The sequence below is a fragment of the Shewanella sp. LC6 genome, from assembly GCF_006385735.2.
GTDB lineage: Bacteria > Pseudomonadota > Gammaproteobacteria > Enterobacterales > Shewanellaceae > Shewanella > Shewanella xiamenensis.
Genome location: NZ_CP043902.1, coordinates 3,215,560 through 3,242,558 on the forward strand (window position 1 = coordinate 3,215,560; position 26,999 = coordinate 3,242,558).

Genomic DNA, 26,999 nt, shown 5'->3' on the forward strand with positions numbered 1-26,999 from the left:
TTTGCTGTTGCTTGTTTAAGGCTATCGCTAGACGTTATTGCTCGTCGCGCTTTATCCCCAAAACTGACTGTATCCACTTGAATTAAGGAGCTGCGTAAAAAGTCAGTACAAAGAGCCGTGCCAAGGCACGACTCATTAGGATATTCATTACTGATTTTGCGACCAAAGGCCGACCTTATTGCCTTCGCTATCCACAAACAGGGCGATATAGCCACAACCACCATCCTTGATAGGTGTCACAGGCAATAGCATAGTCACATTAGCGGCCACGAGTTTATCCACTAAAGGTTGCAATTGAGCGCTGAAATGCAAGTATACAGTGCTACCGTCCATCGACGGTTTGCTCATGCTGCATTTAACGAGGCCAATGCTTGGTGCGCCTTCATCCTCTGTTTCAATCGTGGCGTATTGCATGTCTTCCATATCGTCACGCTTAAATTCAACCCCGAAATGTTGTTGATAAAAAGCGATGGCACGATCCATATCACTGACAGGAATTTCACCCCAGACTAACGGTGCAATTGATAACATTTTCACTTTCTCCTTGTTGAAAAATGCCAATGATTCATCATGTTATAAGAGTAAATCACCAGCGGACGACAACAAGAATAAAACAAGGCTACTGACAACATCATGTCAGTAGCCTTTGAGTGAAGCTGATTTTATTGAGTGCGCTAAAAGCGCTTATTTAGGTAGGCTCGCCTGATGGGCTGAAATAAACGCCTCCATCGCCTGAGTTGCCCGTGCTTGGGCGCTGACCAAGGTGTCTTGCGCCGTCATAGGTTCAACCACCTCGTAATAGCACTTGATTTTAGGCTCAGTGCCCGACGGCCGTACTATCACCCGCGCGCCATTGGCTAAGCGGTAAGTTAATACATCACTGGCGGGCAGATTGATTTTCTCGACCTTGCCATCGGCAAAACGGCGCTCTAACGCCTTGAGATCATCAGTCGACACCACGGCATGCTCACCAATTGCCAACGGCGGATGTTCACGCAGATAGGCGCCGATATTAGGCGTGTCGGGTTTTAAGGCAATGCTAACTTGGGCATTGAGATGGAAACCCTGCTCGCGGTAAATCTGCTCGAGTCTATCCCAAATGGTTTGCCCTTTGGCGGCAAGCTCGGCGGTTAATTGGGCGAAGGCGACTAAGGCCGACAGGCCGTCCTTATCCCACACCATGCTACCGACGGTGTAACCCAGTGCCTCTTCGTAGGCAAACAGGAATTGATTGTCAGGCTGACTCTGCGCAATCCCCACATTCATCAGCCATTTAAAACCGGTGAGCGTGGTATAACTTTCAACGCCAAAGCCTTTGGCGATTTTAGATAATAGACTGGAGGACACAATAGTCGTGCCCACTAGACGTTGGTCTTTCGCGGCATGGCTTAACAGATAATGACCAAAGAGCACGCCCACTTGGTCGCCTGTTAGCATTTGATACTCTCCATCATCCTTACGTACTGCAACCGCAAATCTGTCAGCATCGGGATCATTGGCGCAAGCAAGCATGGCGGCATGCTTTTTCGCTTCGGCGATGACTAAGTCCATCGCGCCCTTTTCTTCCGGATTCGGGAAATTAACCGTTGGGAAATCCCCATCGGGCTCGCGCTGCGCCGCCACCGAGTAGACTTGGGTAAAACCCGCATCCTTAAGCACAGTTTCAGCCATTTCAGCGCCCACACCATGCATAGCGGTATAGGCAAGGCTGACTTTTTCGGGCGCAGTGTGATTTTGCAGCACCTTGGCGTGCATCACGCCGCGGCGATAGGTTTCGTAATAATCGTCATTAAGCCAAATCAATTTACCGTGCTTGATGGCATCAGCCTGATCCATAAACGGAATTGCTTGGGTTGCAGCCTGCTCAATCTTAGCGGCGATACCTGAGTCATGGGGCGGGATAATCTGCGCGCCGTTTTCCCAATACACTTTGTAGCCATTGTATTGTGGTGGGTTATGGCTGGCGGTCACCACAATGCCCGCAGCGGCATTAAAATGCTTAACCCCAAAGGCCACCAGCGGCGTTGGCGCCACTTTGGCGGTGAGACGCACTTTAATCCCCATCGCGGTGAGTACACTGGCGGTATCATGGGCGAAAGTGCGTGAATCGTGGCGGCCATCGTAACCAATCACAACCCCGCGCTCGGCGGCATCTTTAATTTGTTCGAGCAAATAGGCACCAAGCCCAGCAGATGTTTGGCGGATAACCAAGCGATTCATGCCCATAGGACCTGCGCCCACCACACCGCGTAATCCGGCGGTACCAAACTCTAACCGTCCCGCAAAACGTGCCTCGAGTTCGGCGTCATTGCCTGTGTCGATTAAGGCTTGCAGTTGTGCCTGAGTGCGGGGATCGGGATCATTTTCGAGCCAATGCTTAACCTGTAATTGCAGATGAGTATTCATAGGAGCCTCAGTGAAAATCATTTTCAATTACCTTAGGAAAATCCATGCCGAAGAACAAGCAAATTTGCACTTTTCGCGGCGGATTTAAGTGTAAAGAGAGAGTGTGTAACGAAATTAGGAGAAGTTAAGTCACGTAAAGACGCGATTTATTAACCCTGTTAATCCTCATGTAACAGGGGCTGTCGTGCTTGCGCAGCAGCGCGCCGAGGTGCTTCGAAAGCACTCACCACCTCAAGCAAAATTGCACTGATAAATGCCACGAATTGACGTCTTAACGCAGTAAATTAATCGACACTACGTTAGAGAACAGCTCCTTTTCAGAGTCCTGCTCCAATTGATTTCGCCAAGGTTTATCGAAAACCCGCACAAGATAATATGTATCGCGCCCCGTGTCTGTCACAAAGGCGATGCCAAAACGCATCAACTCGTAGTGAATATCATGGACAAACACCAATGAAAAATTTTGGCGTCCGGTCAGCTGATTGATATCTTCTCGAGTTAAACTCACGCCCTTTTCAACACCCTCGAAGCGTTTCTTTAGCCAATGAGCAAATTCCTTCGCACTCACCATAGACATGATCTTTCTCCTCGTACGATCCTCGGCATTAACGGCCTGGTTCGCGGTCATCTGTTCGATTATTTGTAATGATGGCGTGGCGTAATGGCCAACATCTCAGAATGAGCCAAACTGTCGTCCCATTCCGGCAGATAAAGAGCTAAGCCACAAATTTGATGGTGCTAATAATTTATTGTTATTAGTGCAAAATTGATGAAAACAGACTATCTATATTTGGCTCAGTGCGCTGTAAGGCGAACGATTACCCAAGTAGAAAGAAAGCCCGAGCCAAACGACTGTCTATACGAAAAATAGAACAGTTTGCACACTTTTACCAAACCTAAAAACCGCAAATAGAAGTTATTTCATCGGTCAATAACCCAGGCAATCACAACCTATCTTTGAGATGACCGAATAAAAAACTGGCGCACTATGGCGCCAGTTTTAGGTAGAAAAACATTAGCTTACTTCTGCTCGCGCGTCTTCCACAGGGAGAATAATACCCCCGCCAGCAAGAGGCCGAAGGTGACACCAAGGGATAAGGCCGTTGGGATTTTAAAGTCCACAATGCCTTCATGATTAAAGTACACCAGTCCGACTTTTACACCGATAAACACCAATACCACCGATAGCGCATATTTGAGGTACTCGAAACGATGCACCATGGCCGCGAGGGCGAAATACAATGCCCGCAGACCTAAAATCGCAAAGATATTAGAGGTATAGACGATAAAGGGATCTTGGGTAATCGCAAAAATCGCCGGAATACTGTCCACCGCAAACACCAGATCCGCGGTTTCGACTAAGATCAACGCCAAAAACAGAGGCGTTGCCCACCAGCCTTTGCTGAGTTGATGATCCTCTCCCCTTACCCAAAACTTCTCTTGATGAAGGCTTGGCGTAAAACGCATTTTAGAGCGCAACCATTTGTAAAACTTATTATCTTGGATATCACCATGCTCATCATCGGAAAAGAGCATCTTAATACCGGTGAAAATCAAGAACAGGCCGAATAACACCAACACGCCTTGGTATTGCGCTACCAGCGCCGCGCCTAAGCCAATCATAATGGCACGCAGCACGATAACGCCCATGATCCCCCAGAATAACACTCGGTGTTGATACAAACGGGGAATGCCTAAGCTACTGAAAATAAGCGCGATAACGAAGACGTTATCCATAGATAAGGACTTTTCAATAAGGTAACCCGTGAGGTATTCCATCCCCGCAGTCGAGCCCTTGTACCACCATAACCAGGCGCCGAACAACAGACCCATACAAATATAAAAGGCCGATAATTTAAGGCTCTCTGCCACGGTAATTTCGTGCTGCTCTTTGTGTAGCACACCTAAGTCGAAGGCTAACAATGCCAACACAAAGCCAAAAAACATTAACCAAACCCATATTGGGTAACCCACAAATAGCGTGGTTAAAAACTCCATAACACTCCCTAAAACCTAAAAAATACCGAGTTTTCTCGGCTCCATCGCCACATTCGATCTTAGTACTTGGCGATACCAAAAACAGTGAAACAGGGTAAAAACCTTAAAATGTCAGATTAAAATTTGTTTAAATCCATACTTATCAGCCAAAAAAACTCGTTACACGAACCCTTATCATCAGAGTATTTATGGTACTCAGTTCAGATTTAAGCCTAGCCCTAACACTCACGGGATCACGGAGTAAAATAATCGCGTGAGCTCATCACTCATCACGCCTCAGCACCAATCGACAGTATTTTTCGCTAAGACGATAAAAAGCGAGCTGTTTCAGCGCACTGTGTACCACTTGAGCATTAAGCGAAAATGAAAAATCCGCGGGCAAGAATGGCTGCTTGTAATAGCGTAAATGGCGTGTGTGATCGCTCACCACAAAGGATAAAAAGGAGATTCGATGGGAAGCGAAAAAACTATTCGCGACCGAGCAGACGACGCGTGACTAATACCACAAGATGCAGTAACAACAGGCCAGTAAAAGCTGAGCAGAAAAACAGTAAGGCGATGGAGTTGACCTCACGTGGAGTGTCACTGTAGAGATACCACCACAACGGCCAACCGATAAGCGACAGCAACGTCAATTGCCACATGCAGCGTTTGCAGCGGCCAATCTTTTGCCGAAAAATCGAAGTATTACAATCGTCGCACGCCATTAACGTTTTAATCCATTAGCTTACCGTAACGGCATAAGATATCACCAAGTTTGTCCTGTGCTAAATACCGCACTTGAGCGATGCCTTGAGGCGCTTCATTCCCTCTTCTATCGACACTAAGGCATGATAGCCAAAGTCCTGTTTTGCCGCGCTGATATCGAAATAATGGCTACAGGAAAGCTGTTTAGCGACAAAGCGCGTCATGATCGGCTCTTCTTGCTTATTCAGCAGTCGATACGCCGTTTCTAACACAGCGCCCACCACATAAGCTAGGGTCTGTGGCACGCGCGCGGTCACAGGCGGCAACCCATCACAGGCTAGGATGAGGTTCAGCATCTTGGCCATAGTCACAGGCTCGTCGTTACTGACAAAATAGGCTTTCCCTTGGCACTTAGGCGAGACTTGGCAAAGCTCAACGGCCGCCAGAATGTGGGCATAAGCGGCGTTATCGATATAAATGGTATCGACCAGTTTATCCTCGCGCCCCACCAGCTTAAGTTTACCTAAACGACCGCGGGCGAGCACCCGAGGCACCAGATGCGGATCATTGGGCCCCCAAATCAAATGCGGCCGCAGGGCAACGGTCTTTAACGCATACGCCGATGCAGTTGAAGAGATTTGATTAGCATCGAGCATCATCTTCTCGGCAATCGCCTTGGAGTGAGCATAAAAATTTAAAAAACGGCTGGCGTAGGGCGTCGATTCATCAATACCCGCTTCATCCTCGCCCGCAAAGGTCACGCTAGGGGTGCTGGTATAAACTAATTTGCTGATTTTAAGCGTTTTACAAGCGGCAATCACATTAGCTGCGCCCTTCACATTGGGGCAAAAATAGCTGTCCCTGTCGCCCCATACCCCCGCTTTTGAGGCCACATGGAACACGATATCGCAGCCCAGCATCGCCTGTTTGACTTGCTCAGGATTGGCTAAATCCCCCTGTACCATAGTCACGCCAAGGGCTTCAAGCTCAGGGTAATGGCCACGGGCAAACCCTGTCACCTTAATCCCAGCCGCAACCAAACGTAGGCAAATGGCCTTACCCAAAAATCCGCCCGCGCCAGTCACAAAGGCATGGTTGACCTTAGCCGCCAAGGCATAAAGCGCGGCTTGCTCACGCTTATCGAGACTTAGTTTGCTACATGCTTGGTCACCGCCCACTTGGTTTAGGCCTGTTGGTTGCGACGGCGTACATTCTAAGTCCGTAGGGGCGAGAGAAATGGAACAATTATCGGTCATCTTGCTATTCCGAGACACACAGTGTCGTTTACAGTATTAAGTTCAGCGCTTATATGCAATGGAATAATATTTCATTCCCATGCCACTAAAAAGCAACAGAAAATCTAGACGAGTAAGGTTAAAAGTCCCTTAAATGAACATCAGCCTTTGGTTTGCGATTGCGCCCAAACGGCTAATTTTTCTCTAAATATTTTGGCATTGTGGCGCACATCCACGGGGAAATCGGGATGAATGAGAAAACGTCTAATCCCCTGAGTGTGGCTATACTGCTCGGCAATCGCCATCAGCTCTTGATAGAGCTGCGCGCTCTTATTGCAGACCAAAGATTGGTCAAGCTCGATGCAGATGAGTGGTTCAATCTCACTCGCGCCGCCTTGCCCCTTCACTTTGATCCCCACTAACGCCGAGCGCTTCACATTCGGATGGGTATTAAAAATACGCTCACTCGGAATCGAATAGTACCGTTTAACAAACTGCCCACCTTGGGTGGCATCGACTCTATGGGCTTTGCGGCCACACATCCACAAGCGGCCGCTGTCATCTAAATAGCCAAGGTCGCCCATTCTGTGCCTAAAGGTTTGCTGCTCGCGGTCCCAGATTTTAGCCGCCGTCGTTGCCGTTTCGCGGCGATAATAGGACTGGCTCACCATAGGGCCTGTTACCACTATTTCGCCAATTTCCCCCGCGTTAAGACGCAGGCCATTATCCCACTCAGGGATGTTATCCTCAGTGATGGCGATAATCTCGATGCTGACACCATCGATGGCGCGACCGACACAAATCCCACCGCCATTGTCCGTGTTTTGAGTCGTGGTCAATAGCTCATCGCTGGCGATCATGCTGATGGGTAAGGATTCGGTAGCGCCGTAGGAATTGAGTACAGGCACGCCGTCACTGAGCATTTTGCTAAAGCGTGCAATCGAGGCAATAGTCGCGGGCGCGCCAGCGGAAATTACGCGTTTCACACTGCTGAGTTTGTGCTGCTTTTTCGACTCGGTTTGCTCACCGGCGCGGCCTAAACGTTCAAGCAAGGCTGGATTAACAAAGATATTGCTGCATTGGTATTTCTCAATGGCGGCAAATAAAAATTCAGGATTGGCCGTAATCGGTTTACTGGCATCCATCTCAGGCACAATCGATGCCATACCGAGCGCCGGACCAAAGAGGGAGAATAGCGGAAATGTCGCTAAATCACGCTCGCCATGTGCAATGCCATAATCCTGTTTTAGCGCCTGAATTTGCGCCTCAAACATGCCATGGCTATAGACAACGCCCTTTGGCGTCCCCGTGCTGCCACTGGTAAAGAGAATCGCCGCCATCTCGTCATGCCTAAGCAGCGCCATCGGGTACTCGCCCTGTTCCGACAATTTAGCCACAGATGACTTAGCTGTAGACGACTTAGCTGTTGATAAGAGTATCGACGCTAGACTTGGCGCGCCCGTAAGTAAGCGCGATAGTGTGCCAGCAAGCCCGCTGGGATTGCCATCCACATTGATAAGATGCTGCACACTGCCCTTACCCCAGCCTAATAAGCGTCTGGCGATATGAGCTTTAGGGATTCCGATAAAGGCATCGGGCGCGGCTTCAATAAAACATTGCTTAAGGTTTTTAATTCCCATACCCGGGTCAACCAGCACGGGGATAATCCCCGCCTTAAACAGCGCAAACGTTAACGCAAAAAAATCCAGACTCGGGGTGACCATCAGCACCGCCTTCATCCCCCGTGTCAACCCATGGGCATTGAGCGCGAAGGCGATGGCATCGCTTTGTTTATCGAGGCTAATAAAATCGAGTTCTTGGTAAGTCAGATTGGCAAGGGATTTACCCTTGCCCTGTTGCACCGCAACCGCAAGATGATGGGGAATGTGATGGGCGGCTTGCTTTAAATGCCGACAGATATTGGCATCGCTTGCTTGCTCGGCGGTAGATGTCCCATGGCCGAGCTGCGCATCCTCCACTCTAGCCATTAATGTGCGGCCTGTGGCGCTTGAGTCTCTTCCTCAGGCTCTGTGACCGGCACCATTTCAACGTGCTGCACTTCTGCCGCTGGCGTTTGCGCCTCAGCCATAAAGTGTTTGATATGGGTAATCACCTCATCGCTCGCATCTTCGAGGATATAGTGACCACAATCGGCAAATTCATGCACCTGTGCATGGGGCATATGTTCGCGCCATTTGGCTAAAAAGTGCTTATCGAACACAAAGTCCTGTAAACCCCAGCAAATCAGTGTCGGTACCTTGGCAAACTTTGGCAGACTGGCGGCAATATCCGACACTAGCTGATAGTTTCTGTCACCCAGTTTTAGCGGAATATCCTGCACAAAACGCAAGGTCGAAATCCGATTTGCCCATGAGTTAAACGGCGCGACATAGGCCTCTCGGATGTACTTTGACATCGGCTGACGCTTTACCCCAACATAGGAGGCTATCGATGAAAACGCATTAAAACCACGCACTAATACGGTGCCAAGCAGTGTATTACGGCAGATCCACAGCGCCAGCGGTAAGGGTTTAGTTTCGGGTAAATGGAAGGCGCCGGTATTTAAAATCACCAGACGTTTAATTCGTTCAGGGTAACGCGCAGCATAGCCCATGCCGATCATACCGCCCCAATCGTGGACGACTAAGGTAATGTTTTCGTTTACCTTTAGGCTATCGAGCAGCGCCTCTAAATCGTCAATGCGATTCTTTAAGGTGTAATCGTAACCGCTGTCATCCGGCTTATCCGACAGGCCACAACCAATATGGTCGGGCACGATACACTGGTGAGTATCCTTAAGGGCACTCACGAGATTACGGTAATAAAAACTCCAACTTGGATTACCGTGCACCATGACCACAGGCTCACCTTGGCCTTCATTGATGTAATGCAGCTTGTTGCCATTACGGCTAAGAAAATGACGTTTAAACGGCAACAGAGTGTCTAACATGACGCTTCCTATCTTTTGTTTTAATTATTTTGTATTGGTAGCCTGTGCAGGTAAATTCGCCTTTACCTATGCTCAGTGCTAATGCCCATCGCTAAACCAATAAGCATAAAAATGCCCTAGCAAACCTTGCTCTCAAGCGTCGGCTAAGGCAAATAACAATCCTTGAAAAACTACCACTTAATGCCCAGCATCATGCAGTTCAAACCACTGCCGATACCTAAAAAGCTCACCTGATCCCCTGGGCGTAAAAAGCCTTGATCGTGTGCCATGGCCGCTGTGACGGGTAAAGAGACTGTGCCCATATTGCCAAGCAGTTGATATGTTGGAAATTCTTTTTCAGGTGGAATATTTAATGCACTCAAGACCTGTTTACGGTTTGAAGCGCCGACCTGATGACAGATTACTTTGTCGACCTGCTCGACCAACCAATTCCGCTGAGCGAGGAAATGCTCCCACGTGTGCTTTGCCAGCTCGACCCCTTCTTTGAGTAAGGTCACCGCATCGGTACGCATAAACTCACGGTAAATATTGTGACCTACTTCCTGCAAACCCCACTGACACAGTTGATGGTGCTGCGGCGCAGATAAATGGGAGGCGCCAAGTAACTGATGCTTACGCACATTCGTCAGCGGCAAACTGCCATCGGTCAGGATCACCGCCACCGCGCCAGAGCCGCCAGTTAAGGTCGCCAGCGACTGGGCAAAATTCTGCATGGTCGGATCGGCCAACATATTATCAATGGTCACATCGACAATATCCCGCGCCGATTCACAAGACACCACCATGCCCGCCTTAATTTGACCAAGCTCGATACGGTTGGCAATGTCTAAAATGCCCGACAACACCCCAAGACAGGCATTGCTGATATCGTAAATCGCCGTGTCCTTCGACACCCCTAAGGCCGCCGCAATCCGACAGGCGGTGGCGGGTTCGTGCTGGTCACGGCAAACGCCGGTGTACACCACAGCGCCCAGTTCGGCGACTTCTATTCCCGTTTCTGCTATCGCCTTGTGCGCCGCTTTAATCGCTCCATCAGATAATTGATGCCCTTTAGGCCACCAACGGCGTTCGGTAATACCCGTTAAGGCCGCAAGTTGCCCCATGGGAATGCGAAATTTTTGATATAGAGGCGCGAGGCGAGATTCTAGCTCACTACTGGAAACCACCACAGGTGCCAGTTCATAGGCAAGGCTATTAATAAATACGCGGGAATATTTCATGAAACTGTTTTATTCGCTCACTAGGATCACTGATCTTTTAGGTCAGTTTTTAGTTGTTATGTGTCATTAAGGCGACATTTGAACAAGAAAAGCCCGATGATTCAATAAAAAACCATCTTTCGCCTTAGACTTGTCTCACAGGGTTTATAAACCCTTGTGACGATCATGCCGCCAATCCGTTAATTCAAAATGAACTAATAAAGAAATACTTTATAAAAAACAGTCAGGTATAACATTAAATAGTAGATTGTTTTTTACTCGCTCAATTTTTGCGCCAAAATCAGCGCATTTCTGGGTGTCACACTGTTTGCACAAAATTCCCTCAGAGTCACCCGATAGCCACTTTCCAGCAAAAAGCAGCAACGATCGAGAATTAACCACAGCTCCAGCGCACGGCGGAATAAATGCGCCGCCAAATCGATGCGTCGGGTTAACCTTTGTCGCTGCTTTCCTATCTCGAGCCAAGCGTCAAAATCACAATCTGCATCTAAGGTAACCGCCTTTTGCGCCGCCGCCCAATGGCAAAACTCGGCAAACTCACTACTCAGCTGACTTTGCTTTATTGCGGGTAAAGGTAAATAAGCATCTATGCCACGATAGCTTCGCTGCAACGCATCAAAACCGAGCCGCCAGGCGATTTCCTGATGCCGCAGCGCCTGTTGTTTCGGATTGGCGATCACACTCTGCTGCAAGGGCAATTGCAAGTCATGACGACTTAAACGCAGCGCGCTGTGTTTGGCGAGTGTCGATAAGCCTTGATATTGATTAGCTTGAATTAAATGATAGCAGCAAGGTGAAATCGCCAGAGCCTGGGTGCCCGCCGCTGCGGCCAATTGCAGTAAACGCACATGCAAATCGCCACAGGCATGCAGCGCCACCGCCTGTTGCTTGGCGCGAAAAGGATTAGTTTGATGAGCGGTATTTTCGCAAGCATTATCTTCGATAGCGAAGGCATCGGCACAGATAAAGCGCTGTGATAATTGCCATTTATCGGCAAAGGCTTGGCCCTCTTCACAGAGCATCGCCTGCCACTCGAGGCTTAACACATCCACACCACGTGCTTTGGCTATTAAGCGGCCTAAATGGCCTTTGCCCGCACACCACTCCAGCACGGGTAATCCCGCATCGGGCAAATGCTGCACAAAGGCGGTAATTTGCTCCCACTTACGGCCTTTAATATGGGCGCTAAAGTGAGCCAATTCGGCAACTTCAATGTTAGGTGAAGTAGCAGTTTCAATATCGTCAGAGCCAATATCAAAGCCTATATCGGAGTCAATATCCGAGCCCAGCAAAAGTTCGGCAAAGGACAATGTGAGTAAAGACAGATCCCAGTCTAAGCCTAACGCGGCAAGATCCTGCTTAAGTGCGGGAGATAAGGCATCGACTAACGCCGATTGCTCGGCATCCAAGGTATCGAGCACGGCATCATCAAGCGCCCAAAGGGTGGTTGCTAGTCTTGGGAATTGCGCCGCCCAAGGCAGTGCTTTTGCCTCAAAGGCACGCACTTGCCATAGGGCGCGGCTCTGCTCAAGTAGCTTATTCAACTGGATAAAGTGCGCCTTGAGCCTGTCCTGACGCTCGGCCCTTGCCTGCTTATGATTATCGCGCTTAATTGCCATGCTGAATTTGCTTTACTCTGATGTGTTCCATTTGACTCTCTTATTGGCCTTAGCCGTCAAGCCTTCACAACAGCACTGTTTTTAAAACCAGTTTGAAAACTATTTTGAAAACTTTGCCGTCAGTTTGAAAACTATGCCGTCATTAAGCCTTTACGAATATCAAGGCACATTTGACTTAATTTCGCTGCCCAAATGGCGCCTAAAGCTGCTAGTATCGCCGCAGTTTTGGCCAACTTGCTATACCAGTTGGCAATCCATGTGTGTGTATACACAAAAAAGCCAGTTAAAGAGAAGAGTTTTAGAGGAAAAGTATGCTCTCCCCCTGCGTCGCTCGCTGCGGCTTAAATGATGAAGATTATTGCATGGGCTGTTTTCGCCATATCGATGAGATTGTCGCTTGGCGCAATGCCAGCGATGCTGAACACACTGCGATTATTGCGCAGCTCCCTGCCCGCAAAGCCCATTTCGAAGGCGACGAAAATCAACAGGTGCTAAGCCGCGCTAAATGGCTGGAAGCCGAGGCACGACTTGCGAAAAAAGCCTGACATTTCAGGCTTTTTACTTTTATCGCTACTTTTTCATCATCGCTTTTAAATCGGCAAAGGGATTATAGGTCGCCGCCGCTTGCTTGGTTTCTGTGGTACTGCCGTAGCGGATCAGTTCTTCGAAGCGTGAATGTTCGTTATCGTGGCAATAGAGGCACAATAATTCCCAATTCGAGCCGTCGGATGGGTTGTTATCGTGGTTGTGATCTCTATGGTGAACCGTCAACTCGCTTAAATTTTTTGAGGTAAATTCACGGGTGCAGCGGCCACAGATCCAAGGATACAATTTGAGCGCTTGCTCGCGGTAACCGCCCTCACGCTTTGCACGGTATTCCCGCTCTTGGGCTAAGACTTGATCTAACTTACTCTGGCCTGGATTTGCTGACATGCTCACACCTAACTGATGACTCCTAAAAAGTGCCCCAAGGATAATCCGAGTTATTCCTTGGGGCAATATTTCTAACACGCAAAGCGTTTAGGCGACATGTCCTTGGTCAGCATTGGACAAGTGCAAATAGTGCAGGTATTTCTCGTATTGGGTGACCACATCCGCCAATAGCTGCTCTTCGGTATAGCCCATCACATCATAGTGCTGGCCGCCCTGCTCTAAGTACACTTCGGCGCGATAATACCAATTGTTGCCCTGCTCTAACTCTTCACCGACCGGATTAACGATTTCAAAGCAGCGCATCCGCACACCGTAAACGAAGGGTTGATAGGCTTCGTTGCTGATCACCAATCGCACTTTGCCGTCGAGATACTCAAGATCCGCCGTTAAGCCCTTACTCATAAATTGCTGACACACCTTAGATAACGCTGGTGTCGCGACATTATTGAGGAAGACACGCGCCTCATCTTCGGTGGGATGCGACACTAAGACTTCGATACGCTCCTCCCAGCTGATATTGGTCTTAGCATATTGCACACTGGTGGTATGGAGCTGCACGCTGTTGATCTTAAGCCAATCGTCCTTCAGCGCCTTATACAGCCCTAAACACATCAGCAGCATCACGCATAAAAATGGCATCGCACTCGCAATGGCAGCGGTTTGGAGTGCCTGTAAGCCACCCGCAAGCAGCAGCACTGAGGCCACCACACCCTGGAGTAATGCCCAGAACACCCGTTGCCAAACGGGTGCATTGTTATCGCCCCCCGAAGTTAGGTTGTCGATTACTAAGGATCCCGAGTCAGATGAAGTCACAAAAAAGGTCACCACTAAACAAATCCCAATGCCCGATAACAGGTGCGGGTACGGCATATGTTCAAAAAACACAAACAGCGCCACGGGCACATTGGTATTCACCGCTTCGCTTAGGTAGGTCGCGCCTTGATTCATAATGGCGTCGATGGCCGAGTTACCAAATACCGTCATCCACAAAAAGGTCAGCGCCGAAGGCACAAATAAAATGCCGACTAAAAACTCACGTATGGTACGGCCGCGACTCACCCGCGCAATGAAGGTGCCGACAAAAGGTGACCACGAAATCCACCAGCCCCAGTAGAGTAGCGTCCAACCGCCAAGCCAGTCTTCCTTATGCTGATAGGCATACAGATTAAAGGTTTTATTAACGATATCACTGAGATAACTACCGGTATTTTGCACAAAGGCCTGTAGCAACATTACCGTTGGGCCAAGAATTAACACAATCAGCAGCAGAATAAGGGCCAAGCCTAAGTTAAGCTCACTTAAGCGCTTCACCCCTTTATCGAGCCCTGAAAAAACCGACAGAGTAGCGAGTAAGGTAATGCCAATAATCAGCGACACTTGCACCGTGGTGTTATTAGGCAGTTGCTCGAATAAATAGCTTAGGCCCGAGTTAACCTGCAACACCCCAAACCCGAGGGAAGTCGCCACCCCGAACATAGTCCCTAATACCGCAAAGGTATCGACGCAGTGGCCAATCGGGCCATGAATGCGCTCACCGATTAAGGGATAGAGTGCGCTGCGAGGTAACAAGGGCAACTTATGCCGATAAGCAAAATAAGCCAAACTCAGGGCAACTACGCCATATATGGCCCAAGCATGTATGCCCCAGTGGAAGAAAGTGATCTTCATGGCCTCTTTGGCAGCTGCCAAACTCTCAGGCGTTGCATCGGGCGGCGCGAGATAATGCATCACAGGCTCGGCAACGCCGAAGAACATCAGCCCAATCCCCATCCCCGCCGAAAACAGCATGGCAATCCAGCTCTTATAGCTATAGTCGGGCACGGCATGATCGGGGCCTAGCTTAATATCGCCAAAGCGACTGACCATAACAAAGATGATAAAAATCAGAAAAATCGCTACACCAAGGATATACAACCAGCCCGCTTTCGCCTCTATCCACGACTGCATGGATTTGAAAAAGTGATTGGCCTCGGTCGGCCAAATGGCGCAGATCATCACCATTAATGTGATAAAAAAGACCGACGAATAAAAAACCGGTGGATTAATACTCGACTTGATAGACATAAAACTCCCTTGTTCTAGCCAGTTCCCTATTAACATCCCTTCGATGTTGAAGAGATAGCGCAATAATAGGTAACCCTAGCCTCAGCAGTATGTGGTCAGGATGAAATAGGCATAAATAATCCATGACAAGGGCTCGCGGTCAACAATACCTTGTGATGTCATACTCATATTGAAAACGTTTCCCCACTTCCCCGTTTGCTCGACGCTTTTGCTTAATAGTAAAGTCGGCAAACTGTTGACTCGATAAACAGCTAAACCGCTGCTAATGCCCTTTTAGAACCAGCCGCCCTCTCAAAGACAGCGAGCATCAACACCATGCGACCGAATCGCAGGGTTCAACCTCTATGGCGACATAATGCATATAAGCGGTTCGATATCGGTGATATCGAGGATGAGGAATACAAAGCGCGATTAGCAGCTAACGGTTAACCAGTAGCAAATATCGACTCGGCCTTGCTTAAGCTCTACTGGAGTGCCTTCGAACAGAGACCACATGCTGTCGAAAACTGACTCAATAGAGACAAAGATAATGCTAAACAGCAGCTGCTGAATCAGCATAAAAAATGGCGACCTATTAAGTCGCCACCAGATTGTATCACAAAAATGCACTTATTTGACGTAAAAAACCAAAACAGCTCTATTCAGCTTTAGTTTTTACCGTTGCCGCGCCCGGCGTTTGTGAGATACCCGCCGTTAAATTAAAGCGCATCGCCTCTTCAAAAGACCAGTCGACTAAAATCAAATCTTCACGTTTGACGAGGCTAGTCACCCCCGCCATTTGGTAACTGAGTTGAAATAACACAGGCACCCAATCTCCCTCAGGCAGCGCATCGAGCAACGGCTGCGGCGGTGTATCCGTCATAATAAAGCCCACCACAAACCCGCCATTGGCCTGTTTAACCAACACGGTTTGCTGAGTATTGGGTTTACCCTCACGGTTCATTAAGGAAGCGATATCACGGATACTGCCATAGACAGATTTAAACAGCGGAAAACGCATCAGCTGACGTTCAATCCAGCCATAGAGCCACACAATGGGACTCACCGAAAACAACAGGCCCACCGCAAACACTATGGCCACGACTAAGATAAAGCCCGCACCGACAAAATGTTGGTTAATCCCTACCAACTCTAAAATAAAAATCCCTAAACCATCTAACGATACAAACAATGACCAAAACAACCACAGGCTTAAAGCCATCGGCAGCAGGTTCATCAAGCCACGGGCTAAGGTTTTCTTCATTACAATCTCATCAAATCCAATGGGATAAAAAAAGGCATAAATTATTTACGCTAAAAAGCGCGTTAAATGCTACCACAGAGTCACTTTTGCACCAGCACTTGATGTAAGGTAAGGCGCAGAGAAAACTAATAACAAACCGCTACGGCATCGAGGGAAAGAATATGCGCGTGACCCGCCTAGACCATTTAGTGTTAACTGTGAAAGATATCGAGGCCAGCGTCGCCTTTTATCAACGCGTGTTAGGGATGAAAAAGTCCGTATTTGGTCAGGGCCGTATCGCATTAAGCTTTGGCGATCAAAAAATCAATCTTCACCAAGCAGGCGCCGAATTTGAACCGAAGGCAAACCTTGCTACGCCCGGCAGCGCCGATCTTTGCTTTGTGGTCAGCCACAATATCGAAGAAGTGATCAACCACTTAAACAGCCTTGAAGTTGAGATTATTGAAGGCCCAGTTCTGCGCACCGGCGCCACAGGCCGCATCAACTCCGTCTATATCCGCGACCCCGATTTGAATTTATTAGAACTATCCGAATATCTGCCGGCCTGCACGCAGTAGCGCCTAATCCAATCATTTTTAATCGGCACAAATAACCTTATTTCAGAATGCGGATACTATAGATTATTGTTTTGCAACGATAATAATCAGTAACAGCTAGCCAATGAAGTCAACAATAAACGGAATGATAAGATGATAACAATACCCATCCTAGGTTTGCTTGAAGTTGATCCCTATGATGGCTGGCTTAAAAGCCAACCCATTGAGATCAATGCGCTAAGCGGTAAATTTGAGTTTATCTTAGAAGAGTACGAAACCGACCCACAGGTGGAGGATTTTCATACTGCGGTACAACATTTTCTCGCCCTAGACCATACCGCACTCGAGCAAGCTCAGGACGCGATTTACCAATATTATCAAGATTGCTGCACATACATTACGCCTGCGAGCGAAGAATATATTGATATTCCTAACCCAAACCAAGTATGGCGCCATATTGAGTTTGGCGACGAATTAATGGTGTCACGCCGCGCCCATGGGGATAACGCCGTGTATATCTCCCTTACTTGCCACTGCGATTGGGAGCCCGAGCACGGTTTACAAATCGTGTTTAAACAAGGATCAACCATCAATAAAATTGGGGCTTTTGATGGACACCTTTCCCACGCAGATGCCTATGACGATCCTAGATTCGAAGACATGGTCTATGTGCCGTGTTGCAGATAAATTCAGATCGTTTATCAGATCGTTTATCTGATTATCTATCTGATTTATAATATTTTTCATTTATAACGCTAGGCAAGTAACATAATACTCGGCTGAGCATCAATTTATATAGGCTAATGTTTTGAAAGGAAAAGTTGTCTCATATCTTGCGACTAAAAAGTATGGGTTTATCCAAGGCGATGATGGTGAGAGTTATTTTTTGCATTTTTCCGAGCTTTTAAACAGGAAAGATGAAGGCAAGTTAGTCAAAGGCAGTATTGTCGATTTTGATCCCACGCCCACACCTAAAGGCCTAGCCGCCAAAGCAATCAGTTTGCCTGAAGTCTTTATCAGGGAGCGATTAGTTAACTTTTTTACCACTAGAGACAGTTGCCCCAAAAATGGCACAGTCATAGCCAGTTTTCCCATTGCTACCCGTTTTTTTAAGGATCCCAGCGAGGGAAGACGTCATTTAGAACAGCTTGCAAAGCATTGTGGATGCAATGCCGTACTCAATGTCAATTTTGAGAAAGACACTTTCTCGAAAGGAAATTATCGCTATACGGTACACGCCTTCAAAGGTGAACTCGCCCTAGTAACCGAGAAAGTTCCTGCTGACTCTCAAGAACTGGTTATCGCCTCTGCACAGTTACTCGAAAAACGAAAAGCAGATGTAGAACAGGCCGCTAAACAAATGAGTGAAGCCGAAAATTTAGCACGACAGAAGCAGCTGTCTGGTTGTCTAGGTACCCTTGCCATGATCACGCTCATACCGCTCGCTTTGGTGCTCAGTGCTATAGCTGTTTTTCCTGCTTAGCGAGTCTAAAACAAGTCGATAGTCATATTTATTAAAAAATATATGGACGGATTTATAACCCATGACAATTGGCTTAAACTGACTATCGAGTTCGGCAAGCTATTTCACTGTTGCTTCCCCAGTGACACGCCATAAACTCATCCCTGAGGGCTCGACGGCGGCATCCATGCCGCCAACGGTCACAGTTGCAACAATGACAATCTTTACGACCATTGAACTGTTCATCTAGCTAAAAACTTTTTGCCCCATTCCTTGTTTTGGCTCATTAGCTCAACCGAAAATTCCCACTCCTGCTGCCATACAAATTCTTATCTATTTGCCTATGTTTGGCCTTACCAGAAATCGACTAACAATTTATGGGTATACAGTCGTATTTAAATTTAGGTGTTTTTGTATGATTTGAAGACAATAGCATTGCGCACTAATTCCATTTTTAATAAGTAAAACTTTATAAAATCAATCGACTATGGTAGCTGGCTTTTAGTTAATAGGTTTTGAAAACGCGCATGCGCGTTTTTCCAGATGGTGTATTGGGCAGAAAGCTGATAAGTTCTTTGCATACAGATAGTTAACCGTGCGCGTTTTCACTGATCCAACGAGATAAACGCGCATGCGCACGAATAAAATATCACGCCTGCGGACGTATCATGAAGCTTTTAGTTGCTATAGCCATTCTATGCTCCCTTAATGTGCAAGCTACAGAGAATAAATCGTTATGCGAACACAGGGAATTGCGCATTGAGCCAGATATGCAAATTGAGGAAAACGTATTTACAAAATTTAATGCAGAATCAGCAAAAGCTGCGTTAGAGAAGCTCGAATCTAATAGTAATGATTTAGTGTTAAGTTTGCTATCGAAAATAATAGACGCGTTATACGTGGTTACACCTTAAGATCCAAAGCACTTGAGTCTGGTAAAAAAGAAGATATTGAGTCCTTCTGTGACTTCTATGTTACTGAGGCTTTCTATCATGACTAAAAGGCATAACAAAGCAAGCCAGCATCGCACCTTCGGTGCTGGACTCGCTAACGCTCGCCGCTTGCGGCGTTAGGGCTACAAGGAAATTATGGCACTTTATTTTTTTATCGAAAACGAAGACCTAATTAATCAGCGGATTAAAATCGGAATCAGCAAAGATCCAGTTAAACGTCTAAAAGCTTTACAAACGGGGAATTCGAGAAGACTTGCCTTAATGGGCTGGATTGACAGTGGTACTGATCGTGAGCTTGAAACACAACTACACCAGAAGTACAAAGATCAACGCGTAATTGGGGAGTGGTTCGAAATAAACCATGAAATTGTACTCGACTTACTAAAAGCACATAGTCACTGTAGTTATATCGCAAAAAAATCTAACGCAGGTGAATTGACAGGTTATGACAGACATGGGCTCCCCGAGTATATCTAAGGCATTAATAAAAGCCTACAACCTGCGACAACCAGCGCGAGGGTTGGTATTTCACAGTGACCGAGGCTCGCAATATACCAGTAAGCAATTCAGTAGGCTGCTATCGAGCTATGGTATCCGAGCCAGCATGGGTGATGTGGGTGCGTGTTCGGCAACTGCTACTGCGTTGCTCTACCTCCTACATCCATGCAGTTGTGGGATAATGCCGTTGTTGAGCGATTCTTTGACAGCTTAAAACACGATTGGATTTTTAAAGTTAATCAACCAACAAGGGAGTTTATGAAGCAAGATGTTACTGCTTACATGAAATATTACAACTTGGAGCGGCTGCATTCTGCTAATGACGATCTGTCAGCTGTAGAGTTTGAAAATTCTCAAGTAAAAGTGTCCAGTTTGGGTTGACCAGAACAGTATGCCTGTACTGTTTAGCTTTTGTTATCGAAAATGCTTTTGAATCTCCAAATTGAAAACATTGTAAGAAGTAGCGCTGCAATCAAAGTACTTGCTAGTCTATTCATATGATTTTTACTCAAACTTGAATAGCTAACTAATTCTATTTCATTTTGTGATACGGATAAAACTTCCTTTCCTCTGACTATCAAAGATACTTTTTCTCCAACAATCACACCATCGAGAGACTTACAGTCAATACTGTTCAAACTACTATAACGTCCTCCATTTTCAATATAAATATCATAATCATACTTTTTATTAAACCTAGAATTTATTTTGCAGTCATATCCAAACAGAACCCCTTCAATTTTTTCATTTGAAATTAAAATAGAATTAATAAATGAAAACCAAAAAAATGCCGTTATGGATATTATTAAAAATAAACCTGCAATATTTGATTTAGTCTTTAATTTCTTTAATTGCATCTTCAAGTTTTTCCGTATTCTCATTTAGTGTTGCTTGTGTAGCAGCCATATCTATCGTTGACTTAGCAAGGCTACCCAATATTTCATCACCTGTACCAGTAAACCAAATAAATCGGCCACCAATTTTAAATCAAAAACATAATGCACTTTTAGGTTACCTACAACCCGTTCTAGCTCAAATGGTTTGAACAACTAGAGCAAGGACATCCATGCCATTGCGGCATTTGTGAATCCATTGACATCAGACTGGGCGAGCATCCAAGGACTGCTTGAACAACTTCCATAACTGTCAGCTCGCCATCTGATAGGCATGACGCCTGAATGTCGTGCAATGCAGGGATGCATGAGAACAACCATTGCTCTCATTCATAATCTTAGAAACCCTAGGTTTCTATTCACCGTATCGTTAAACAAATGCTATGTCTCACCTACCAATCAGAATCAGCAACGACTATCAAGTGCCCTCTTCAAGTTAAACATCTAAACAAAAACGCTCTGCGGATTAGGCAGAGCGTTTGTGGATAACGCCTTGTGATAAAAGGCGTTTAGTCCTTCATATCCTTTTCCATATCTTCGTAGGAAGTATGGCGGACGTCTTTACCTTTCACGTAGTAAATAATGTATTCGCAGATATTTTTACAACGATCGCCGACACGCTCAACGGCGCGCGCTGCCCAGAGTACGTCTAATACATCGGGGATTGAGCGTGGATCTTCCATCATGTAGGTCATTAATTGACGGATAATACCTTCATATTCACGGTCGAGTTTAGCGTCTTCCTTGTGCAGTTCCAATGCAGACTCTGCATCCATACGGGCTAATGCATCTAAAGTGGCGTGGAGCATACGAGTCGCATGGCGGCCCATATTTTCAATACTGACTAATAACGGCTGCTGATTATTCAATCGCTTATCTAATGCTGCCTTGGCAATACGCACACAGGCGTCACCGATACGCTCAAGATCAGCGATGGATTTTGAAATTGCGATGATCATCCGCAAGTCGCTCGCTGCGGGCTGGCGCTTGGCGATAATACGGGTGCATTCTTCGTCAATCGAGACTTCCATCCCGTTGACTTTATGGTCACCTAAGATCACCTTTTGCGCTAATTCGGCATCTAAGGTGCTTAAGGCGTCGATGGCTTGCTCTAATTGACGCTCAACCAAGCCACCCATAGCGAGTACACGGTTACGAATATCTTCTAGCTCGGCGTTAAATTGCCCAGAGATATGTTTGTTTAAATTCATATTTTCCATTTTGCCAACCTTTTACTCAACTGTATCAACGCCTAGATGGAGTTTGCAATGCTTAACTCTGTTCTAGGCGGTGGCTTATTTCGTTAATCGCTTATCACTCACATAACCACTGCCAAGGGCAAGGTGATTAACCGTAACGGCCGGTAATGTAATCTTCGGTCTTACGTTTTTTCGGTGTAGTGAAAATGGTGTTGGTATCGGCGTATTCCACCAATTCGCCCATATACATAAAGGCCGTTTGGTCCGATACCCGCGCCGCCTGTTGCATGTTGTGGGTAACGATAACCACTGTGTACTTAGTCTTAAGCTCGGTTATCAGCTCTTCGATGGTTAAGGTTGAAATCGGGTCGAGTGCCGAAGTAGGTTCGTCGAGCAGTAATACTTCTGGCTCAATGGCAATAGCACGGGCAATCACCAAACGTTGCTGCTGACCACCGGATAAGCCAAAGGCGTTATCGTGCAGGCGGTCTTTCACTTCATCCCAAATCGCCGCGCCGCGTAGCGAACGCTCGGCCGCTTCGTCGAGTTCACGGCGGTTGTTAATGCCCTGCAGACGCAGACCATAAACCACGTTTTCGTAAATCGACTTAGGGAATGGGTTAGGACGCTGGAACACCATACCTACGTTGCGGCGCAGTGCGGCAACGTCGATCTTTTTGTCATAAATATTTTGACCGTGCAGCAAAATCTCGCCGTCGATATGGCAGTTGTCCACCAGATCGTTCATGCGGTTAATGCAGCGCAATAAAGTGGATTTACCACAACCGCTGGGGCCGATAAACGCCGTGACTTGCTTTTTGGGGATCTTCATCGACACATTGAATAGCGCTTGCTTATTGCCATAGCGCAGGTCTAAGTTGCGGATCTCCAGTGCGGTATCGTTTTGGCTCAAGTTGGCTAAGTCAAAGTTATTGGTTTTCATGGCTGTCGAATCTATAGAAATCATATTCAGTCCTAATACTTTCAGGATAATCGCTGATTAATGCTCAAGCGAACGATATTTTTCACGTAAGTGGTTACGCACACTAATCGCGGTTAAGTTCAGTGCCACAATCACTGTAACCAGCAAGAAGGAGGTGGCGTATACCAGAGGACGTGCTGCTTCAACGTTAGGACTCTGGAAGCCCACATCATAAATATGGAACCCTAAGTGCATGAATTTACGTTCTAAATGCACGAACGGGAAGTTTAAGTCCAGTGGCAATGTCGGCGCTAATTTCACTACACCCACCAGCATTAACGGTGCTACCTCACCCGCAGCACGGGCCACGGCTAAAATCAGACCCGTCATGATCGCAGGGCTTGCCATCGGGATCACAATCCGCCACAGGGTTTCGGCCTTAGTCGCGCCCAGTGCCAAACTACCTTGACGCACCGCACTCGGAATACGGCTTAAGCCTTCTTCGGTCGATACAATCACCACTGGCAGGGTCAGAATCGCTAATGTCAGCGCCGACCAAATCACCCCTGGCGAACCAAAGGTCGGTGATGGTAAGGCTTCGGCGTAAAACAGTTGGTCAATCGAGCCGCCCATCATGTATACGAAGAACCCGAGACCAAACACCCCGTACACAATCGATGGCACACCCGCTAAGTTGATTACCGCAATGCGGATCATCTTAGTAATTGGGCCTTTTTTGGCATATTCGTGCAGGTAAATCGCGGCAATCACCCCAAATGGCGTAACAATAATGGCCATTAAGATCACCATAAATACTGTGCCGAAAATTGCAGGGAATACCCCCCCTTCAGTGTTGGCTTCGCGTGGGTCATCCAGCAGGAAACGGCCAACCCCGACAAACCATTTACCGATTTTTCCCATCAAGCCTAAGTGGTTGACGTAGGTAACATCTAGCACAGTGTCTAATTTAAGTTCCACCTCAACACCGCGCATATCACGTACAATCACAGCGTCGCGAGCCGCTTCATCACGCAGGGCAAACAGCTGTTTTTCGAGTACTTTATAGTCTTGTTCGAGCGAATGTTTCGCCGCGGCTAACTCCTGCTTGCGACTATCGGTCAGCTCACCATCTAACTCGTAACGGCGCTCTTTTAGACGCAGTTTTTCGATGTTGTAGTTAATCGAGCCAATATCTTGTTTTTGCAGTGATAAGGCTTTGTCAGACAGTTCGACTGCGCGCTCAATATGCTCCATTAAGGAGGATTCAAGCGCATCGTTTTTAAGTTCTAAGCGTTTACCGTTTTCAATCACGGCCACTGGGTAACCGTAAAAGTTACCGTTTTTCGTCCGCTCAAGCATTGCGACATCAGCTGGCTCACTACGGCTAATAATGTCAGTCGCTAAAATCCAGCGGAAATCTAGGCCCACAAATTCACGGTTACCGGTCTTGACTAAATAACGGGTCACAAACTCACCGGGTGGCAGTTTAAACACATGGCCTGCGGCGGTTAAGCGCTCGGTCGGCACTTCTTCCCTATCGTAGATTTCACCGATTAAGGTTGACCGTACACCCGAGCTATCTTCAAGTTCCCATTGATAAATCGTCGCAGGCCAAAAAAAGCTTAATCCGCGCCATGCAATCAGCAGTAACAAACCTAATACTGCAATCAAACTGATGCTCACCGCGCCACCTGTCATCCAAATCCATGGCGAGCCTGATTTTACCCACTTACCCATTGCACAAACCTCTCAAGGTCATTGGCGAAATAGTATTTAGTATCATTATCTTATCTCCATTACAGCGAGCTATAGCGGTCACGCAGACGCTGTCTTACCACTTCGGCAATGGTGTTAAAGAAGAAGGTGAATACGAACAGTACAAAAGCTGCGAGGAACAGCACACGATAATGTGAGCTACCAATTGCCGATTCAGGCATTTCTACCGCAATGTTAGCCGCTAATGTCCGCATACCTTCAAACACGCTCCATTCCATAATGGCGGTGTTACCCGTTGCCATTAGTACGATCATGGTTTCACCCACCGCGCGGCCAAGGCCCATCATCACCGCCGAGAAAATCCCCGGACTTGCGGTGAGTAAGACCACCCGAGTCAGTGTCTGCCAAGGCGTTGCGCCCAAGGCCAAACTGCCGTTAGACAGGTGGCGAGGCACAGAGAAAATCGCATCTTCGGCAATCGAGAAAATGGTTGGAATAACTGCAAAGCCCATGGCGATCCCCACAACCAGCGCGTTACGTTGGTCGAAGGTGATGCCTAATTCGTTAGTGATAAATTGGCGAGTATTACCATCAAACAATGCCACTTCAATCATCGGACTGATGGCAAAGGAGAACCAACCCACAAAGCAGATAACCGGGATCAGCATCAGCTCCTGATAGACTTCAGGTAAACGTTGTTTCCATTTACCGGGTAACTTGCTCCAAGAATAGGCTGAAAGCAAAATCGAGGTCGGCAGCAAGATCAGCAGCACTAAGATGCCCGGCAAGTGTTCTTCAATCAGCGGAGCTAACCAAAGTCCTGCGAGGAAACCTAAGATAACCGTCGGTAAAGCTTCCATGATTTCGATGGTTGGCTTAACAATGCCACGCACCTTAGGCGACATAAAGTAAGCGGTATAAATCGCGCCTGCAATCGCTAATGGTACAGCAAATAACATGGCGTAAAATGCGGCCTTCATGGTGCCAAAGGCCAATGGCATTAAGCTCAGCTTGGCTTCAAAGTCATCACTGCCCGAGGTAGATTGCCACACAAATTTTGGCTCAGGGTAACCTTCGTACCACACCTTATTCCACAACGCGCTCCAAGATACCTCGGGATGAGCGTTTTCGACGTGGAAGATATTTAGTTGCATGTTCGCTTCGACGACTAAGCCATTTGAACGTGGGCTAAAGCCCATGGCTCCCGGATTTTTAAGCTCAAAGGTTTTATCAAACAGTTCACGCTCACTGGTGGTGTAAAGCAGCGATAGCTCACCTTCGGGGCTCACCACAGCAAAACTTTTACGGTAAAACTCAGAAGCCATAGAGGCAACAGGTGGTAAGCCCGAAAACTCACGAATTTCTTTATATAAACGGCCTTTTGGACCATTTACTTGGAAGTACTGGGTCACCACACCGCTGTCATAACTCACTAAAATCGAGCTAGCACCTGCAAGCAAGGCAATATTATTAACCTTAGACTTGTCCTTTTCGGCATCAATAACTTGAATTAAATCGATATTTTCAATGTCACGAATATTGTAAACAAACACCTTATTGCCCATCTGCAACATCAGTTGGCGTTGATCAGGGGTCATTAATTGGTGCGCCGCCTTTTTAGGGGCATCTGGGAGCAGTGCACTCGTCGTTGTCCACTCAATCTCTTCGGTCATCATGTTTTCTTGACCTTCAAGACGGCTTAAACGCCAAATGCCATTATTATCTTGGTAGGCAAAGGTGATTTTATCGCTACTGAAACTAAAGGCTAAATGGTTGATAGCACTACCAGATTCATCAATCGTGATCGGCGTTTCACCTGCGCTATAACGCAGTTTTGGCGTGATAAGACGTTTATTATTGGGATAGCTTAACCCAAACTCAATGCCCACGATTAAGGCTTGGCCGTTACTCAAACCTAGGGCAAAACGTTGCTCACTCGGCGCGGCAATGGCGGCGCTGGTCACGCTCACACCAGCAGGTAATGGCGGGGTAAAACTGGAGAGTAAGCTGCCATCGGCAACAGTGTAGAAATCCACTTGGCCATCGGCGGCTACGCGATACATTACCTCATTTTGCTCATCAGCACCGACCATCAGGGTCGCGACTTCAGCATGTTGATAACTCACGCTTTTTACTGGAGTCACATCCGCGCTGTCGAAAATGGGTTTAATCACGTATAACAAATAGAAGAAGATCAACAATAAGGCGACAAACACCATAGTGCCGCCAATCGTGACCCCAATTTGAGCCGCTTTATCCTTAAATGCCCTGCGACTTGAACGTCCGCCTTTCAGCATACTGTGCGGCGCAGAACCAGGTTGAATGACCTGACTTTCCATTAAGAACCTCTATTATTAAAGCCTGTGAGTTTTTTCGCTAGGAATTGCGAAATGCTATGCTTACACTGTTTGAGCATAAACTGAGCAATAACAACACCCTTCATTCTAAGTGCGTTGAATTATATG

General features: G+C 47.2%; 25 protein-coding genes and 1 pseudogene. 7 read left to right on the forward strand and 19 right to left on the reverse strand.

Annotated elements, in window-relative coordinates; genetic code table 11:
* Positions 1-147: 147 nt before the first annotated feature.
* From FJD32_RS14520 to FJD32_RS14565, 10 genes are all read right to left on the reverse strand, one after another.
* Positions 148-531: a VOC family protein gene (locus FJD32_RS14520; RefSeq protein WP_037417091.1), complete on the reverse strand. Its 384-nt coding sequence runs from the start codon at positions 529-531 to the stop codon at positions 148-150.
* A 153-nt stretch (positions 532-684) separates the two neighbouring features.
* Entirely contained in the window at positions 685-2,406 is a 1,722-nt protein-coding gene (locus FJD32_RS14525) for a phospho-sugar mutase (protein ID WP_069455425.1), read from the reverse strand.
* A gap of 271 nt (positions 2,407-2,677) precedes the next feature.
* A complete protein-coding gene (locus FJD32_RS14530) occupies positions 2,678-2,983 on the reverse strand; it encodes a hypothetical protein (protein ID WP_055646780.1) in 306 nt (101 codons plus the stop codon).
* A 443-nt stretch (positions 2,984-3,426) separates the two neighbouring features.
* Positions 3,427-4,404 (reverse strand): TerC family protein, encoded by a 978-nt coding sequence (locus FJD32_RS14535; RefSeq protein ID WP_037427880.1) that lies wholly within the window; start codon positions 4,402-4,404, stop codon positions 3,427-3,429.
* 467 nt (positions 4,405-4,871) lie between these two features.
* Positions 4,872-5,111, reverse strand: coding sequence for a DUF3624 domain-containing protein (locus FJD32_RS14540; RefSeq protein ID WP_088585781.1), 240 nt, complete (start codon positions 5,109-5,111; stop codon positions 4,872-4,874).
* A gap of 60 nt (positions 5,112-5,171) precedes the next feature.
* A complete protein-coding gene (gene oleD, locus FJD32_RS14545) occupies positions 5,172-6,347 on the reverse strand; it encodes a 2-alkyl-3-oxoalkanoate reductase (protein ID WP_088585782.1) in 1,176 nt (391 codons plus the stop codon).
* A gap of 140 nt (positions 6,348-6,487) precedes the next feature.
* Positions 6,488-8,314 carry an olefin beta-lactone synthetase gene (oleC, locus tag FJD32_RS14550; protein ID WP_088585783.1) on the reverse strand — a complete coding sequence of 609 codons (1,827 nt, stop codon included), beginning with the start codon at positions 8,312-8,314 and terminating at the stop codon, positions 6,488-6,490.
* Positions 8,314-9,276, reverse strand: coding sequence for an alpha/beta fold hydrolase (locus FJD32_RS14555; protein ID WP_088585784.1), 963 nt, complete (start codon positions 9,274-9,276; stop codon positions 8,314-8,316). The genes oleC and FJD32_RS14555 overlap by 1 nt, the downstream gene beginning before the upstream one ends.
* A gap of 170 nt (positions 9,277-9,446) precedes the next feature.
* On the reverse strand, positions 9,447-10,496 hold the full coding sequence (locus tag FJD32_RS14560) for a 3-oxoacyl-ACP synthase III (RefSeq protein WP_011717598.1): 1,050 nt from the start codon (positions 10,494-10,496) through the stop codon (positions 9,447-9,449).
* 254 nt (positions 10,497-10,750) lie between these two features.
* The gene (locus FJD32_RS14565) at positions 10,751-12,115 is read right to left on the reverse strand and encodes a methyltransferase (protein ID WP_088585785.1); all 1,365 of its coding nucleotides are present in this window, start codon (positions 12,113-12,115) and stop codon (positions 10,751-10,753) included.
* 311 nt (positions 12,116-12,426) lie between these two features.
* On the opposite strand from FJD32_RS14565, the gene FJD32_RS14570 reads away from it, so the two are divergent.
* Positions 12,427-12,660 (forward strand): DUF1289 domain-containing protein, encoded by a 234-nt coding sequence (locus tag FJD32_RS14570; RefSeq protein ID WP_047538543.1) that lies wholly within the window; start codon positions 12,427-12,429, stop codon positions 12,658-12,660.
* Between the two features lie 25 nt (positions 12,661-12,685).
* On the opposite strand, the gene FJD32_RS14575 is transcribed toward FJD32_RS14570, so the two are convergent.
* From FJD32_RS14575 to FJD32_RS14590, 4 genes are all read right to left on the reverse strand, one after another.
* Positions 12,686-13,048, reverse strand: a complete 363-nt coding sequence (locus tag FJD32_RS14575) for a YajD family HNH nuclease (protein ID WP_011717601.1) — start codon at positions 13,046-13,048, stop codon at positions 12,686-12,688.
* Positions 13,049-13,135: 87 nt separating this feature from the next.
* A complete protein-coding gene (locus tag FJD32_RS14580) occupies positions 13,136-15,112 on the reverse strand; it encodes a BCCT family transporter (RefSeq protein WP_088585786.1) in 1,977 nt (658 codons plus the stop codon).
* 411 nt (positions 15,113-15,523) lie between these two features.
* Entirely contained in the window at positions 15,524-15,670 is a 147-nt protein-coding gene (locus FJD32_RS14585) for a hypothetical protein (protein WP_169546608.1), read from the reverse strand.
* 79 nt (positions 15,671-15,749) lie between these two features.
* Positions 15,750-16,355, reverse strand: a complete 606-nt coding sequence (locus tag FJD32_RS14590) for a DUF502 domain-containing protein (protein ID WP_011717603.1) — start codon at positions 16,353-16,355, stop codon at positions 15,750-15,752.
* Positions 16,356-16,516: 161 nt separating this feature from the next.
* On the opposite strand from FJD32_RS14590, the gene FJD32_RS14595 reads away from it, so the two are divergent.
* From FJD32_RS14595 to FJD32_RS14620, 6 genes and pseudogenes are all read left to right on the forward strand, one after another.
* On the forward strand, positions 16,517-16,912 hold the full coding sequence (locus FJD32_RS14595) for a VOC family protein (RefSeq protein WP_088585787.1): 396 nt from the start codon (positions 16,517-16,519) through the stop codon (positions 16,910-16,912).
* Positions 16,913-17,044: 132 nt separating this feature from the next.
* Positions 17,045-17,578 carry a hypothetical protein gene (locus FJD32_RS14600; RefSeq protein ID WP_050991394.1) on the forward strand — a complete coding sequence of 178 codons (534 nt, stop codon included), beginning with the start codon at positions 17,045-17,047 and terminating at the stop codon, positions 17,576-17,578.
* A 121-nt stretch (positions 17,579-17,699) separates the two neighbouring features.
* Positions 17,700-18,374 (forward strand): cold shock domain-containing protein, encoded by a 675-nt coding sequence (locus FJD32_RS14605; RefSeq protein WP_088585788.1) that lies wholly within the window; start codon positions 17,700-17,702, stop codon positions 18,372-18,374.
* A 647-nt stretch (positions 18,375-19,021) separates the two neighbouring features.
* Positions 19,022-19,267: a hypothetical protein gene (locus tag FJD32_RS14610; protein ID WP_088585789.1), complete on the forward strand. Its 246-nt coding sequence runs from the start codon at positions 19,022-19,024 to the stop codon at positions 19,265-19,267.
* 174 nt (positions 19,268-19,441) lie between these two features.
* A complete protein-coding gene (locus FJD32_RS14615; RefSeq protein ID WP_200923580.1) occupies positions 19,442-19,783 on the forward strand; it encodes a GIY-YIG nuclease family protein in 342 nt (113 codons plus the stop codon).
* Positions 19,776-20,185 (forward strand): annotated as a pseudogene (locus FJD32_RS14620) (DDE-type integrase/transposase/recombinase); the annotation flags it as partial. The gene FJD32_RS14615 and the pseudogene FJD32_RS14620, both read left to right, overlap by 8 nt.
* Before the next feature lie 23 nt (positions 20,186-20,208).
* Here FJD32_RS14620 and FJD32_RS14625 read toward each other — a convergent pair.
* The 5 genes from FJD32_RS14625 to FJD32_RS14645 all read right to left on the reverse strand — a co-directional run bounded on the left by FJD32_RS14625 (position 20,209) and on the right by FJD32_RS14645 (position 26,873).
* Positions 20,209-20,661 (reverse strand): hypothetical protein, encoded by a 453-nt coding sequence (locus tag FJD32_RS14625; RefSeq protein ID WP_140907652.1) that lies wholly within the window; start codon positions 20,659-20,661, stop codon positions 20,209-20,211.
* A gap of 545 nt (positions 20,662-21,206) precedes the next feature.
* A complete protein-coding gene (gene phoU / locus FJD32_RS14630; RefSeq protein ID WP_069454650.1) occupies positions 21,207-21,917 on the reverse strand; it encodes a phosphate signaling complex protein PhoU in 711 nt (236 codons plus the stop codon).
* Between the two features lie 127 nt (positions 21,918-22,044).
* Complete coding sequence (pstB, locus tag FJD32_RS14635; protein WP_037416943.1) at positions 22,045-22,863, reverse strand: phosphate ABC transporter ATP-binding protein PstB; 819 nt, start codon at positions 22,861-22,863, stop codon at positions 22,045-22,047.
* A gap of 33 nt (positions 22,864-22,896) precedes the next feature.
* A complete protein-coding gene (gene pstA, locus FJD32_RS14640) occupies positions 22,897-24,555 on the reverse strand; it encodes a phosphate ABC transporter permease PstA (RefSeq protein ID WP_122040748.1) in 1,659 nt (552 codons plus the stop codon).
* Positions 24,556-24,614: 59 nt separating this feature from the next.
* Positions 24,615-26,873 carry an ABC transporter permease subunit gene (locus tag FJD32_RS14645; RefSeq protein WP_037429878.1) on the reverse strand — a complete coding sequence of 753 codons (2,259 nt, stop codon included), beginning with the start codon at positions 26,871-26,873 and terminating at the stop codon, positions 24,615-24,617.
* Positions 26,874-26,999 lie beyond the last annotated feature (126 nt).